The following is a 13,743-nucleotide window of genomic DNA, read 5'->3' as shown; positions in this document are numbered from 1 at the left end:
TGGGTTGCCGCTGGCGGCGCGGCGCCGCAAGGCTGCTCCGCAAAAATACGGAGAGTCCTGTTCGGCTCGCCGGGCCTGGTCACCGAGAGCGAGGTCGATCGCGTCCGGGCTGCGGGTTAGCCCTCAGCCCGCCATCATCATTTCCGCCGCGCCGTTGTCGATCACCGTGATGCCATGCTCGACGACGTTGTTGCGACCGCGGTGCTTGGCGGCGTAGAGCGCGGCGTCGGCGGCTTCGATCAAATCGCCCGGACGCAAGCTCTCGTTGGGCTTGGTCGCGGCAACGCCGATCGAGACGGTGACGATCATGTGGTCGGAGGTGATGTGCGGCAGGCCCAGCTTCAGCACGGCCGCACGCGCCTGTTCGCCAATTTCGACGGCGCGCGCCACGTCGGTGTTCGGCAGCAACAGGCAGAATTCCTCGCCGCCGTAGCGGGCCGCGAAGCCCATCGTGTCGGCGGCGATGCCGGACAGCGATTCGCCGAGCCTGGTCAGGCAAGAATCGCCTTCGAGATGGCCGTAGGTGTCGTTGAACAGCTTGAAATGGTCGACGTCGATCATCAACAGCGCTAGGTCGCTGCCATATTGCTGCGCGCGCATCCATTCGAAATCGAGGCGGCTCTGGAAGCCGCGGCGGTTGGCAAGCCCCGACAACATGTCGATCGAGGCCATCACCGTGAGTCGGTCATTGCTCGCCATCAGCTCGCGTTCGCGCTGGCTGAGCTGTGCGGCCATCGCGTTGAACGCGCGGGCGAGCGGCACGAACTCGGCCGGCAGGCGATTGCGCGCGGCACGCGCCGACAGATCGCCCTCGCCCAGACGCTTGGCCATGTCGGCGAGCATCCTGATCGGCTTGATCACCAGTTTCTCGGCTGCGATCAGCGCGCCGAGCAGCACGAATACGACGACGAAACCGAGCTGGAGATAGGCGGTGCGGATGTCGCGGCTCACGGCCGCGGACACCTTGTCCTCGTCGATGCTGGCGATCAGGCGGGCATTAGTTCCGGCGATGCGGATATAGCTGACCGCGCGGCGGGAGCCGTCGGCAGCGAGGAAAGAGAGTGAACCTTCGTCCTGGTCAGACCTCAGCGCCTTGTCGGCGATCGCGGACATCAGCGGCATGTTGTCGAGCGGACGGCCGATCGCACTATGCTGGTCGGCCGGTGCCGCCAGCACGGTGCCGGTGCTGTCGACCAGCACGGCCGTGATGCCGGCGCGACCCCCCAGATTGCTCATGACCTTCGACATCCAGTCGAGGTTGACGGTGGCGAGCACGACGGCATCCGCTACGCCGCTGAAGGCGGACACCGGGTAAACCGCCATGACGGTCGGTGTCAGCACCGGGCGCGATAGGATGAAGTCGCTCAGGACGAAGCGGCCGGTTTCCTGCGCCTGCTGGAAATACGGGCGGTCACTGAGGTCCAGGCCGACATACATGTTGTTGGTGGCGCACTGGATGCGCCCGTCCTGGCCGGCGATCAGAAGCGTGCGGATCCAGGGAAGATTCGACGGCAGGCTCGCGCGCAGCACGTCACAGCTCTTGCTGATGCCGCCGGCGGAGGCGCGGATGAAAGCTTCCGATTTCAGGATGGTCTCGACCGACGAGATCACCTCGCGCTGCGCATCGGCGCTGTGTCTTGCAACGGTGGTGAATTCGGCTGTGGCCTGTGCGATCTGCCGTGTGCGCGTGTCTTCCAGCGATCGGATGCGTTCGAACATCAAAGGCGTCACCAGAATCACCGCGAGCAACGCAAGCCGCGCCCGGATTCCGAGAACCTGCTTGAGTTTCGCTCGTTTGCGGTTGAAACTGACGTTTGACATCTTCGCTGCCCACCCCGCGGCTAAGGTAAAGCGAGGGGTTCAAAAACTCTTTCTTGAACTCGGTAAAATTAGAACTAGCTCCGCAACAACCAGCTCCGATGCGACATCATGACTGAAGCCAACGCCGCGCCGCTAACCGGCCATTCACCAAACGCGCTCGCCGCGGTCGAAGCCGAAATCGCGCGCGCCTGCAAGGATGCGCGGCGCGAGCGTGCCTCCGTGACGCTGATCGCGGTGTCGAAAACTTTCGCCGCGGATGCAATTACCCCGGTCATCGACGCCGGGCAGCGCGTATTCGGGGAGAATCGCGTGCAGGAGGCCAAAGGCAAGTGGCCCGCGTTAACTTCTGTTTACCCCGATATCGCGCTGCATCTGATCGGCCCGCTGCAATCCAACAAGGCGAAAGAGGCAGTCGCGCTGTTCGATGCCATCCATTCGGTCGATCGCCCGAGCATTTGCCAGGCGTTAGCCAAGGAAATCGAATCCCAGAACAAGCACCCGGAATTGTTCGTGCAGATCAATATCGGTGAGGAGCCGCAGAAGGCGGGCATCGCGCCCGGCGAGGCCGATGCTTTCATCGCGAGCTGCCGCGACACCTACGGGCTGACGATCTCGGGGTTGATGTGCATCCCGCCGGTAGACGAGCCGCCGGCGGCGCATTTCGCGCTGACCGCCAAGGTCGCCGCGCGCAATGGATTGAAGAAGCTCTCGATGGGCATGAGCGCGGATTATGCGACCGCGATCATGCTCGGCGCCACCCATGTGCGCGTGGGCAGTGCGATCTTCGGGCGCCGGTGAGAGCCGTTAGCGACGGCAGAGCGCCATACGAACTCTCGATTTCGTCATTGCGAGCGGAGCGAAGCAATCCAGAGTCCCTCTGCAGAAAGATTCTGGATTGCTTCGCTGCGCTCGCAATGACGGTGGTGTATGTGGGGCCTATTCAAACCCCACTGCCACCTTCCCCAGCGCGCCAAAGTCCGCGACAAACCGATCACCCGCCTGGATCGGAAGCGGCGGATGGCACGTGCCCGTGGTCACAACCTCCCCTGCCCGCAAGGTGATGCCGAGGCCACGCAGCTCGTTGGCCAGCCAGGCCAGGGCAATGCGGGGATCGCCGAGCACGTTCTTGCCGTGGCCGAGATAGCGCTGGCCGCGTAGCGTGATCTGCGGCCGCTCTTCGACGAGATCCATGGCACGCCAGTTCGCATTCGTCGCTGCGCCCAGCACGAACAGATGCGCACAGGCGTTGTCGGCGATGAGCTGCGCCTCGCCGGCGCTGGCGAAATCGGCAAAGCGCGAATCGGGAATCTCGATCGCGGGATGCAAGCTGTCCACGGCGGCGAGCACCTCGTCGACAGTATATGGCGCCGCGCGCGGCGGCAGATCGCGCCCCATGCCGAAAGCGAACTCCGGTTCGCCGACGCGCATCGCGTTGCCCTTCATCGAGGCGGTGCCGCCATCGGCGATCACGGTGTCGCTCATGATCCGACCGGCCAACGGTCCCGCGACATTGATGTGCTTCTGTCCGGACTCGCTCGTTGCCGCGATCTTCCAGCCGAACAAAGTCCCGCTGAGCGCAGCCTGCACGGCGTAAGCCTCGGTGCGGTTCTGAGGCCGCAACTCTGGCTCCAGCGCGTCAAGCTTGGTGCCGTCGCGCCAATGTTTGACCAGGACCTGCGAAGCGGCGGCGATCTGATCCTTGTCGAGCATGTGTCCTCATCCGATGATGATTTTTGTTTTTGGTCCAAGCCGCCGCAGCAATTGTCGCATCGCCGCTTCGGTCATCGAGACGCAGCCTGCGGTGGGACCGAAATTGTCGCGGGCCAGATGCAAGAACACCGCGCTGCCCCGGCCGGCGATCCGCGGCCTCGTATTGTGGTCGATTTCGATGATGAAGTCATAGAGATGGTCGGCCCGCTTGAGCCGGTCGCCGCCCTGCCCCTCGCCGAGGCGGATTCCCTGATTGTAATGACGGTCCTTGGGATCCTCGCACCAGGCGTCCTCGCCGGTGATGATCCGGGCCGGCAGGAAGGTCTGCGGGCGGCTGTGCCGGTCGCCCCGCCACCACAATCGCCTCGGACGGAAGCTGCCCCGCGGGGTGCCGCCATCGCCCTCGCGCTTGTTCGCCAGAATGCCGCCGCGTCCGAGCGCCACCGGAATCGTCAGCGCTCCGGCGGTCAGCCAGCCCCGGCGCGGCTTCCCGGCGGCAGGCTTAACGCGGATCACCGAGAGCGGCCCGGCGCTCCGGTTCATGGTGTAACTAGCTGAAGCAGCTTTATTTTTCATGTGAACGTGCGATGTCGAATTCATTACAGGACATTCATCAAAACGGCCTGCTATTCTAGGTTAGAGTGGTTCTGGCTTGTGAATCGGTAACAGCCCACTACTTCAAGACGAACAACAATAATAACGGCGACCCCTAAACTTCCCTCTCGGCTGGGTGCAGCATGGATGCGCGCCGCGCCGGACCCCAAAAGGATGACCCCCTATGGCCAATGCCCGCAAGATCCTGATCGTGGATGACGATACCGATCTGCGCGATACGTTGGTGGAGCAATTGTCGCTGCACGAAGAATTTGAAGCCTCCGCGGTCGATACCGGCGCCAAGGGCGCGAGCGCCGCGAAGGCCAATGCCCCCGATCTCGTCCTGATGGATGTTGGCCTGCCCGACACCGATGGCCGCGAAGTGGTCCGTTCCTTACGCAAGGGCGGGTTCAAGGCTCCGATCATCATGCTCACCGGGCATGACACCGACTCCGACACGATTTTGGGGCTGGAATCCGGCGCCAACGACTATGTCGCAAAACCCTTCCGCTTCGCCGTACTGCTGGCGCGCATCCGCGCCCAGCTCCGGCAGCACGAAGCCAGCGAGGACGCAGTGTTCTCGGTCGGCCCCTACTCTTTCCGGCCCGGCTCCAAGATGCTGACCGCCGCCAATGCGCGCAAGGTCCGGCTGACGGAGAAGGAAACCGCCATCCTCCGCTTCCTCTACCGGGCCGGCCAGATGCCGGTCTCGCGCGAGACCCTGCTCCAGGAGGTCTGGGGCTACAATTCCGGCGTCACCACCCACACGCTGGAAACCCACATTTACCGGCTTCGCCAGAAGATCGAGAAGGACGCCGCGAACCCGGAAATCCTGGTCACGGAAGCCGGTGGCTACAAGCTGGTGCCGTGATACGCTTCAGGGGCGTGCGAATCGTTTTAGATTGCGTGCCCTTGAGCCCCGGACCTGAATGTCAATCGACGATGATGTAGCGCTTCTCGAGCGTGTCCCGACACTGCGCCTGTTGGGAGACGCTTCGTTGCGCATGCTGGCGATCGGCTCCGAGCAGCGTGACTTCGTCCGCGGCGACGTCTTGTTCAATCTCGGCGACGATGCCGATGCCGGCTTCGTGGTCCAGCGCGGCGCCTTCCGGGTCGACGACGGCGCCGGTGCGGAGATGATCGCAAGTCCCGGTGCGTTGATCGGCGAGCTCGCGCTGATCGTGCCGATGAAGCGGCCGTCGAGCGCGATCGCGATCGAGCACGCCTCCGTCATCCGCGTCGCGCGCAGCCTGTTTCAGCGTGTGCTCGAAAGCGACCCCGCCGCCGCCGTCCGCCTGCGCGACGAATTCGCGGTGCGCTCCAGCCAGATCGCCAGCGATATATTGATGGCGGGTGCGAAGCTGACGTCGTGATGTCGTCCTGGCGAAGGCCAGGACCCGTCATCCCAAATGTTTCTGGCTTGGTGCGATTGCCGATGTCCTCGCGCAACAACGAAGATTGGTGGTAATGGGCCTGGCTTTCGCCAGAGCGACATTAAACCTCGAGCGTCACCGTCACCGGCACATGATCCGACGGACGCTCCCAGCTCCGCGCATCGCGCAAAATCTTGAAATCACTCACCGCATCTTTCAGCGCGCGCGAGACCCAGATGTGGTCGAGCCTGCGGCCGCGGTCGCCGACAGTCCAATCGGCGGAGCGGTAGCTCCACCACGTGTAGACCTTTTCCGACATCGGAATGCGATCGCGCGCGACATCGACCCATTCGCCGGCGGCGAGCGCGGCTTGCAGCTTCTCGGTTTCGATGGGCGTGTGCGACACCACTTTCAGAAGCTGCTTGTGCGACCAGACGTCATTCTCATGCGGGGCAACGTTGAGATCGCCGACCAGGATGTGGCGATCCTCGCCGCGCGGATGCAACGGCTCGCACGCCTTCATCTCGTCGAGGAAGCGGAGCTTGTGATCGAATTTCTCGTTCAGCGCGGGATCGGGAATGTCGCCGCCGGCCGGCACGTAGAAATTATGCACCACCAGCGGCTTTGCGATCCCGGCCCTCTCACCGAACGATACCGAGATGTGGCGTGAATCCACCTTGTCGCAGAAGGTGCGGATGTCCTTCGACTCGAACGGAATCCTCGAGACGATGGCGACGCCGTGATAACCCTTCTGGCCGTTCAACGCGACATGCTCGTAGCCGAGCCGCTTGAAGCGCTTCAGCGGAAAAGCGTCGTCGATGCACTTGGTCTCCTGGAGACACAGCACGTCCGGCCGCGCGCTCTTGAGAAATTTTGCGACCAGATCGATGCGCAGCCGCACCGAATTGATGTTCCAGGTTGTCAGGGAAAAACGCATGAGATTGATCTAACAAACTCCATCCGTCATGGCCGGGCTTGACCCGGCCATCCACGCCTTTTTGTAGGTCCAGATTGTAGGTCCAGAACGTGGATGCCCGGGACAAGCCCGGGCATGACGATCATCGCAGCAGCGAGTAAGTCTCAGCCCGGCGACGGGCCGTAATTGGTAAAATCGATCTTGAACATGCCGGGATCGAGCTTCTTGCTCGTATCCAGATTATAGACCGCGATCGTGGTGTCGTAGCCCTGCGGGTCGGTGACGGTCCACTGCTTCAACTGGCCGTCCTTGGCGCCGAACATCAGCAAGAGGCGACTGGTGCCGACCAGCGCCTGCTTCTCCTCGATGGTGACGCTGACGAAGACGTCGTCGGCCGAGACGTTGACGACGTTGGTGTCCTTCATCAGGTCGATGCGGTCGGACAGCAGGAAACGCAGCGGTGTCTGTGACAGCGGATAGACGTCCTGCGTCGCGAGCTTGCGGTCGCGCACCACCAGCGACGATCCGTCGGCGACGATGTCGATCGGGCTCGGCGCGTCATATTCGAAGCGCACCTTGCCCGGCTTCTGGATGTAGAAGTCGCCTTGCGTCTTGCTGCCGTCGGGGCCGACCTGGACGAAATTCCCGACCAGCGTCGACAATGACGACAAATAGGCGCTGACCTTGGCGGCCTGGGCCTTCTGGTTCGCATCGAAGGTCTGGAAGATGCTGCTCGGCACGTTGCGGCGTGGATCCGGAATCACCGGATTGGGCGGCGTCTGGGTCGCGCCGGTGACCGCGGGCCCTCCAACGGCCGGACCGCCGTCGCGGCCCTTCGGTGCAGGCTTCGGCACGGGAACGGTCTGCGCGAACGACGCCGTGATCACCATCGCGGCGGTGACGAGAATTACGCCGGCCATGCGCGCGCTCCGCGCGGCGACAATGGCAGCGAATCGAATGTCCGGATGTCTGATCAACGCGTCGTCCTGTGTGGCTGGGCGCCCTTTTAGCGTGATTTCGGCCAAAAGCAGATAACGTTTTTGCGTGAATGATGGTTTGAGGCGGCTCGCCTCACATATGGCTGTCTTCTTCCTCGACCAGTATCTCGCGCTTGCCGGCGTGGTTGGCGGGTCCGACGATGCCCTCCAGTTCCATGCGCTCCATCAGCGATGCGGCGCGGTTATAGCCGATCTGCAGGCGGCGCTGGATATAGCTGGTAGAGGCCTTACGGTCGCGTTTGACGATCGCAACAGCCTGCGAGAACAAATCGCCGCCGCCATCCGCGCCCATGGCGGACGCGTCGAACACCGCGCCGTCCTCGTCTTCGCTGGGTTCTTCGGCCGTGACGGCTTCGAGATATTCCGGCTGTCCCTGCGTCTTGAGGTGGCGCACCACCTTCTCGACTTCCTCGTCCGACGCGAAAGGTCCGTGCACGCGGCTGATGCGACCGCCCCCGGCCATGTAGAGCATGTCGCCCTGGCCGAGCAGCTGCTCGGCACCCATCTCGCCGAGAATCGTGCGGCTGTCGATCTTGGACGTCACCTGGAAGGCGATGCGGGTTGGGAAGTTCGCCTTGATGGTACCGGTGATGACGTCGACCGATGGACGCTGCGTTGCGAGGATCACGTGCAGGCCGGCGGCGCGCGCCATCTGCGCGAGGCGCTGCACCGCGCCTTCGATGTCCTTGCCGGCAACCATCATCAGGTCGGCCATTTCGTCGACGATGATGACGATGTAGGGCAGCGGGTCGAGCGAGAGCTTCTCTTCCTCGTAGATCGCCTTGCCGGTTTCCTTGTCGAAGCCGGTGTGCACCGTGCGCGTCGGCTCTTCGCCCTTGGCCTTCAATTCGAGCAAGCGCGTGTTGTAACCGTCGATGTTGCGCACACCGAGCTTGGCCATGTTCTTGTAGCGCTCTTCCATCTCGCGCACGGCCCATTTCAGCGCGACCACCGCCTTCTTTGGGTCGGTCACGACGGGCGTGAGCAGATGGGGAATGCCGTCATAGACGGAGAGTTCGAGCATCTTCGGATCGACCATGATCAGGCGGCACTGGTCCGGGCGCAGCCGATAGACCAAGCTGAGGATCATGGTGTTGATGGCGACCGACTTGCCGGAGCCGGTGGTACCGGCGATCAGCATGTGCGGCGTGCGTGCGAGGTCGATGATGACGGGATCACCGCCGATGGTCTTGCCGAGGCAGAGCGGCAGTTTCGCAACCGAATCGACAGTCTCCTTGGCGACCAGCAGCTCGCGCAGATAGACCTTTTCGCGATGCGCGTTCGGCAGCTCGATGCCGATGGCGTTGCGGCCCGGCACGACGGCGACGCGCGCCGACAGCGCGCTCATCGAACGGGCGATGTCGTCGGAAAGTCCGATCACGCGCGACGATTTGATCCCCGGCGCCGGCTCCAGCTCGTACAGCGTGACCACGGGACCCGGATGGGCCTTCACGATCTCGCCGCGAACGCCGAAATCCTGCAGCACGCCTTCGAGCGCGCGCGAATTGGTTTCCAGCTCGGCCTTGCTGAGCGGCTGACGATCGCCGGCCTTGGGCGCGGCCAGCACCGACACGGACGGAAGCTCGAACTTGTCGGAAGATTTCTTGGAAGCAGCCTTTGGAGCAGCCTTCTTGCGCGGCGCGCGCGCGGCGGGCTCCTCCTCCTCTTCCTCCTCGTGGTCTTCTTCGTGCTCGTCCTCGTCGTGCTCGTCTTCGGACTGCGGCGAGATCGGCGGCGCGGCGCGGCCGCCACCGAGCTTCGGCTCCTGACGGCTGAAGGCAACGGCCTTGGTCTTCGGTCCGCTCGAGACCAGCGAGCGGTAGGCCGCGCCAAGCAACCAGATCAGCCGTGCCTTCGTGCTCATCAAGGCGTGGAACAGCCAGCCCAGCGATACCGAACCGCGATCGCTCTCCTCGTCCAGGTCGAGCGGCTTGTCATCGTCCTCGATCTCAGCGAGTTCGTCGTCATGCTCGCGTGCGCCGAGGCCGCAGGCGATCAGGAAGGTCGCCGCCATCGCGGCGAACAGGATCGTGCCGAGCACGATGCGATAGATCATGCCCGGCGGTCCGAAGATCACCGCGGGCGCGCGAACCAGGGCATCGCCGACCACGCCGCCGAGGCCTGTCGGCAGCGGCCAGGCGCCGCCATGTGGCCAGCAGCTGACGAAGCCCGCCGCGATCACCGTGCAGAGAATCCAGCAGCCGAGCCGCAGCGCCTCGCGGTCGAACGGGCGATGGGTCAGCATGCGCCAGCCCCAGACCGCGACGGTCAGGACCAGCATGATCGCGCCGAGCCCGAGGATCTGCATCGCAAGGTCGGCGCCGATCGCGCCGGCATAGCCGAGAATATTGCGGATCGGCCGCGACGTTGCGTGGCTGAGGCTGGGATCCTGCACTGACCAGGTCATCAGCGCCGCCGAGGCGACGCCCGACAATGCGATCAGGCCGAGACCGCTGAGCTCGCGCACGCGCCGCGCCAGCCCCTCGCGGATCGAGGGCGGCAGATGGCTGACCAAGGGAATGACACGTTCGATTGTCGACATGCTCATGGGCCCCGCCTAACCCAGAGTCTCGACCAGGCGGTGCAGCGCCTGCGCCGTGGTCTCGCCATCCTGCACCAGCGCAAGGCGAATGTAGCCTGCGCCGGGATTGAAGCCGTCGGGCTGGAGCCGCGCCAGATAGCTGCCGGGCACCACGCGCACGCCTGCTTCCTTGAAGAGTTTCAGGCACACAGACACATCGTCGCCGATTTCGGACGTGTTGAGCCAGACGCAGAAGCCGGCATCGGGCCGGCGATAGCCGTAACGATTGCCGATGATCTGGTCGGCGAGATCGAACTTGATGCGGTAGAGCCTGCGGTTCTCCTCGACATGCGCCTCGTCGCCGTAAGCAACGGTCGCGACATGCTGCAACGGGACCGGCACCTGCGGCGCCGCGATGTTGCGCAATTCGAGGAACATGCCGATGAGTTTTTTGTCGCCGGCGGCGAAGCCGACGCGCAGGCCCGGCAGGTTCGAGCGCTTGGACAGCGACTGGAACGCGACCACGCGGGTGAAATCAGGGCCAGCGCATTCGAGCGCGCTGCCGGGCGCTTCGCGGGTGTAGATCTCCGAATAGCACTCGTCGCTGAGGATCACGAAGCCGTAGCGGTCGGCGAGCTGCTTCAGGCGAATGAAATAATCGCGCGAGGCCACCGATCCCTGCGGGTTGGCGGGCGAGGCCAGATAGAACGCCACCGTGCGCGCCAGCGTCGCCTCGTCGATGGCGTCGAGATCGGGCAGGAAGCCGTTCTCGGCGGTGGTCGGCAGGTAGACCGGCTCGCAAGCAGCGGCGCGGGCGCCGGCGCCATAGACCGGATAGAACGGGTTCGGCATCAGGATCGCGGGCTTGCCGGGACGCGGGCCGACATAGCGCGCAGCCGCGATGGCGGCGAGGAACAGCCCCTCGCGGCTGCCATTGAGGACGAGAATCTCGCTCTCCGGATTGAGCGGTCGCGGCAGCTTGAAACGCGACGACAGCCAGGCGCCCGCGGCCAAGCGGAACGGGTCGGTGCCCTTGTTCGCGGGGTAACGGCCGAAATCGGCGATGTGCTTGGCCAGTACCGGGCCGACGAAATCAGGCACCGGATGCTGCGGCTCGCCGACGGCAAGCGAAATCAAAGGCTTGCCGGGCTGATGCGGTGCCAGCAGCTCGTTCAGCCGGACGAAGGGAGAGCGTTCGCTATCGGAGCTTCCACTGTCCTGCGGCGCACGGGATGAAGCGGTCATAGCCATTCTGGACGCCAGCACTCTTGGAACAGCCGGTCGCAGCACGGCGCCGACGGGAAGCGGTTCAGTTCACCATAGATAGGGCGAGGTTAAGACGCGATTAACCATCGGTCGCCGCCTCGGTCCAGAGCAGGAATAATGAGGCCACGGGCGGCTCTCGGAGCTGGTCATGCCATTGCGAGAGGGTGGACGTCTTGGCGATGTCATGGCCGGGCCTGTCCCGGCCACCCACGGCCTTTCCGACGGCGTCCAAGAACGTGGATGCCGGGACAAGCCCGGGCATGACGGCTTATGACGGCTTTGGCGGATAGGCGCCCTAATGCCCCGGCAGCTTCTCGAATGTCGCCATGCCCGCGGGGATCGCGTGGAAGTCCTGCTTGTCGCAGGTGTAGATCGCCATCTGCGGATGGAACTGCGCAGGCTCGTCCAGCGTGCCGACCTTCAGGATCGCCGCCGGCAGGCCGGGAACCTTGGTCACCAGATGGGTCCCGCATTGAGCGCAGAATTCGCGCGTGACGGCGCGTTCGAGGTCCTTGCGCGCGAATTGCTTGGGTTGCCCGGTGATGTAGCTGAAGCCAGCCGCCGGCATCGCGATGAAGGTGTTGGGCGCGCCGCCCGAGATGTACTGGCACTCGCGGCAATGACACTGCGCCTGCATCATCGGGTCGCCCTCGGCGACATAGCGCACTTCGCCGCAATAGCATCCGCCTTCCAAACGCATGACGACCTCCCGATTGTTGTTTCTTGTGGTCGATATTTCTGCGCGGGCGGTGTGGAATGGCAATCTTTTTCTTTCGCCTGGACGGACCAAGACAGACCTCCTGCAGCCGGTTCGTGCATCTATCTCTTGGCAAGTCCGCAGCCGTTGAATCCCCGGCCGCGCCAGCACCCGCTGCTCATGCACTCGGCTTCCAGCCGTGGACAAGCGGTTGAAGCGCAATCCGCGCGGCCACCCATACCGACGCATGCCGTGGCGCACCTGCTTCGCATGAACGAACAGCTCATGCCGCTTCCGGTCTGCCGCGGTTGCCCTGCTCCGGCCTGATCTGGCGGCAGCACGGCCGTCTTGTCCTCGCGCTTGGGCGCCCGCTTCGAATCAGGTTGGCCCGGACTTGCAGCGGGGCTCTGTGTCGTCAGCTTGGAGAGTTCCATTCGACACGGTCGGCTGGTATCGGTGCGGACGCCGGCGCCGGTGGTTCCTTTCAGCTCGAGTGCGAGCTTGTACTGATAGGGCGCGCCGGCTGTGCGGCGCAGCGGATCCTTCTCGCCAATCAGCCCGTTGACGGTGACAGTCGCGCTGCCATCCGCTTCAATCTTCCCGTCATAGATTGTGGCACCGGGCTTGCCCTCTTCCCCGGAGAGAGTGTGCAGCACGCCATCCTTGACGCGCAGGGCATACTGGAAATAGGCCTCGGGAAATGGGGGCTTGTTCTCGCAAGTCTCCTTCGCGATCCAGGTTCCATCGAATGCGGTTACGCGCTTGGCGGTGTCTGATGGTTTCGCCAAGGTCTCGACGCGCGATTTCGCCAGATCTGCGAACGCGCAGGCCGGGAAGCGTGCGAGGTGATCCTTGAATGCCGCGAGCGTTCCCAGCGCTTCCGCGCTACGCCAATGGTCTCCGGCCTCCGCGCAGGGATCGACCTGAGGCGTCGCAGGCGACAACGCCGCCGTCTCGGGCTTGCCGTTCAGGTAGAACTCGCCGAAGAACGACAGCGACAGCTCCGGTACTTGCGAGCCTTTGGAGCGCTGGTAGACGCCGGCGCTGATCGTCTGAAATACCGTGTTGACGTTGCCCTTGTCGCCGATGTGCTCCAGGAACGCGCTGGTGTAGGGGCTGTTGCGGCCGCTGCCGTCGTCGGCGGTCCGGCCGGCCTGTGTCGCGTAGGAAATGATGGTGCCCTCGGGACTTTCCATCTTGGCAAGGCCGCGTGAGACGGTGACGCCACGGCCCTGTCCGACGTTTCGCCGCAACTCGTCGGCAAATGGATTGTCGCGGCAGGCGTCGAGCACGAGGATGCGCAGGTTCTTGGCCTGCTGCAGATCCGCCAGGATCTCGTCGGCGCGCACCAGACGGCGCAGATCGACCTCGTCGCGAACGACGGCATCGACAGGCACCAGATAGTTGACGCCGGCGAACTGGAGCGCGTGCCCACTGTAATAGAACAGGGCGACATCGGCGCCGCGGGCCTCACGCGCGAAGCGAAGAATGGTGTCCTGCATGGCGGACTGGTCGAGGTCGGTCGCGACCACAGGATCGAACCCCGATCGCTTGAGGGCCGCGCCGACATCGGCCGCATCGTTGGTCGGATTGGCGAGCGGGGGAACGTTTCGGTAGGCGCCGTTGCCAATCACCAGCGCGACGCGCTTGTCCGCACGGGCATCGAGGCTCGACAAAGCGAGCAACAGGAAACACCAGACCAGGCAATAGGGCAGACGCATGAAATCCTGCTCCAAACGGGGAGCATGATATTCAGCAAGCTCGCAGCAATGCAATTTAACTTATGACGGCCCAGCGGCACGGGACCAAAAGAAAGGGGCTCCAACTTGCGCTGGAGCCCCTCAACG

Annotated in this window: 12 protein-coding genes; 3 read left to right on the top strand and 9 right to left on the bottom strand. The window is 64.0% G+C overall.

The window, feature by feature from the left end:
* Nucleotides 1-123 precede the first annotated feature (123 nt).
* Complete coding sequence (locus tag AC0L3B_RS04355) at nucleotides 124-1,821, bottom strand: diguanylate cyclase domain-containing protein (protein ID WP_018459650.1); 1,698 nt, start codon at nucleotides 1,819-1,821, stop codon at nucleotides 124-126.
* 108 nt (nucleotides 1,822-1,929) lie between these two features.
* Between AC0L3B_RS04355 and AC0L3B_RS04350 the strand changes: the two genes are divergently transcribed.
* Entirely contained in the window at nucleotides 1,930-2,619 is a 690-nt protein-coding gene (locus tag AC0L3B_RS04350) for a YggS family pyridoxal phosphate-dependent enzyme (RefSeq protein WP_368508972.1), read from the top strand.
* Between the two features lie 138 nt (nucleotides 2,620-2,757).
* Here the strand turns inward: AC0L3B_RS04350 and AC0L3B_RS04345 are convergent, their stop codons facing one another.
* Together AC0L3B_RS04345 and AC0L3B_RS04340 are read right to left on the bottom strand one after the other, a co-directional pair.
* On the bottom strand, nucleotides 2,758-3,531 hold the full coding sequence (locus tag AC0L3B_RS04345) for a 2-keto-4-pentenoate hydratase (RefSeq protein WP_204512915.1): 774 nt from the start codon (nucleotides 3,529-3,531) through the stop codon (nucleotides 2,758-2,760).
* Between the two features lie 6 nt (nucleotides 3,532-3,537).
* Nucleotides 3,538-4,074 carry a L,D-transpeptidase family protein gene (locus AC0L3B_RS04340; RefSeq protein WP_240543268.1) on the bottom strand — a complete coding sequence of 179 codons (537 nt, stop codon included), beginning with the start codon at nucleotides 4,072-4,074 and terminating at the stop codon, nucleotides 3,538-3,540.
* 235 nt (nucleotides 4,075-4,309) lie between these two features.
* On the opposite strand from AC0L3B_RS04340, the gene AC0L3B_RS04335 reads away from it, so the two are divergent.
* Together AC0L3B_RS04335 and AC0L3B_RS04330 are read left to right on the top strand one after the other, a co-directional pair.
* Nucleotides 4,310-4,996, top strand: a complete 687-nt coding sequence (locus AC0L3B_RS04335) for a response regulator transcription factor (protein WP_007598630.1) — start codon at nucleotides 4,310-4,312, stop codon at nucleotides 4,994-4,996.
* A 58-nt stretch (nucleotides 4,997-5,054) separates the two neighbouring features.
* Nucleotides 5,055-5,498 (top strand): cyclic nucleotide-binding domain-containing protein, encoded by a 444-nt coding sequence (locus tag AC0L3B_RS04330; RefSeq protein WP_007598631.1) that lies wholly within the window; start codon nucleotides 5,055-5,057, stop codon nucleotides 5,496-5,498.
* 121 nt (nucleotides 5,499-5,619) lie between these two features.
* Here the strand turns inward: AC0L3B_RS04330 and xth are convergent, their stop codons facing one another.
* The 6 genes from xth to AC0L3B_RS04300 form a co-directional block, all read right to left on the bottom strand.
* Nucleotides 5,620-6,435, bottom strand: a complete 816-nt coding sequence (gene xth, locus AC0L3B_RS04325; protein ID WP_368508975.1) for an exodeoxyribonuclease III — start codon at nucleotides 6,433-6,435, stop codon at nucleotides 5,620-5,622.
* Nucleotides 6,436-6,578: 143 nt separating this feature from the next.
* Nucleotides 6,579-7,334, bottom strand: a complete 756-nt coding sequence (locus AC0L3B_RS04320) for an outer membrane lipoprotein carrier protein LolA (protein ID WP_018459655.1) — start codon at nucleotides 7,332-7,334, stop codon at nucleotides 6,579-6,581.
* A gap of 151 nt (nucleotides 7,335-7,485) precedes the next feature.
* Nucleotides 7,486-9,960, bottom strand: coding sequence for a DNA translocase FtsK (locus tag AC0L3B_RS04315; protein ID WP_204512914.1), 2,475 nt, complete (start codon nucleotides 9,958-9,960; stop codon nucleotides 7,486-7,488).
* Nucleotides 9,961-9,969: 9 nt separating this feature from the next.
* Complete coding sequence (locus AC0L3B_RS04310; protein ID WP_026233857.1) at nucleotides 9,970-11,184, bottom strand: aminotransferase class I/II-fold pyridoxal phosphate-dependent enzyme; 1,215 nt, start codon at nucleotides 11,182-11,184, stop codon at nucleotides 9,970-9,972.
* A 310-nt stretch (nucleotides 11,185-11,494) separates the two neighbouring features.
* Nucleotides 11,495-11,899, bottom strand: coding sequence for a GFA family protein (locus tag AC0L3B_RS04305; protein ID WP_018459659.1), 405 nt, complete (start codon nucleotides 11,897-11,899; stop codon nucleotides 11,495-11,497).
* A gap of 119 nt (nucleotides 11,900-12,018) precedes the next feature.
* A complete protein-coding gene (locus tag AC0L3B_RS04300) occupies nucleotides 12,019-13,617 on the bottom strand; it encodes a caspase family protein (protein WP_473380066.1) in 1,599 nt (532 codons plus the stop codon).
* Between the last annotated feature and the right edge of the window lie 126 nt (nucleotides 13,618-13,743).

The organism is Bradyrhizobium sp. Kon56 (assembly GCF_055807635.1).
This window is presented reverse-complemented; position numbering and strand designations above follow the sequence as displayed.

Excerpts from the sequence above, each read along its gene's own strand:
- AC0L3B_RS04355 (WP_018459650.1), bottom strand. The coding sequence starts at position 1,821 with ATGTCAAACGTCAGTTTCAACCGCAAACGAGCGAAACTCAAGCAGGTT.
- AC0L3B_RS04350 (WP_368508972.1), top strand. The coding sequence starts at position 1,930 with ATGACTGAAGCCAACGCCGCGCCGCTAACCGGCCATTCACCAAACGCG.
- AC0L3B_RS04345 (WP_204512915.1), bottom strand. The coding sequence starts at position 3,531 with ATGCTCGACAAGGATCAGATCGCCGCCGCTTCGCAGGTCCTGGTCAAA.
- AC0L3B_RS04340 (WP_240543268.1), bottom strand. The coding sequence starts at position 4,074 with ATGAACCGGAGCGCCGGGCCGCTCTCGGTGATCCGCGTTAAGCCTGCC.
- AC0L3B_RS04335 (WP_007598630.1), top strand. The coding sequence starts at position 4,310 with ATGGCCAATGCCCGCAAGATCCTGATCGTGGATGACGATACCGATCTG.
- AC0L3B_RS04330 (WP_007598631.1), top strand. The coding sequence starts at position 5,055 with ATGTCAATCGACGATGATGTAGCGCTTCTCGAGCGTGTCCCGACACTG.
- xth (WP_368508975.1), bottom strand. The coding sequence starts at position 6,435 with ATGCGTTTTTCCCTGACAACCTGGAACATCAATTCGGTGCGGCTGCGC.
- AC0L3B_RS04320 (WP_018459655.1), bottom strand. The coding sequence starts at position 7,334 with ATGGCCGGCGTAATTCTCGTCACCGCCGCGATGGTGATCACGGCGTCG.
- AC0L3B_RS04315 (WP_204512914.1), bottom strand. The coding sequence starts at position 9,960 with ATGAGCATGTCGACAATCGAACGTGTCATTCCCTTGGTCAGCCATCTG.
- AC0L3B_RS04310 (WP_026233857.1), bottom strand. The coding sequence starts at position 11,184 with ATGGCTATGACCGCTTCATCCCGTGCGCCGCAGGACAGTGGAAGCTCC.
- AC0L3B_RS04305 (WP_018459659.1), bottom strand. The coding sequence starts at position 11,899 with ATGCGTTTGGAAGGCGGATGCTATTGCGGCGAAGTGCGCTATGTCGCC.
- AC0L3B_RS04300 (WP_473380066.1), bottom strand. The coding sequence starts at position 13,617 with ATGCGTCTGCCCTATTGCCTGGTCTGGTGTTTCCTGTTGCTCGCTTTG.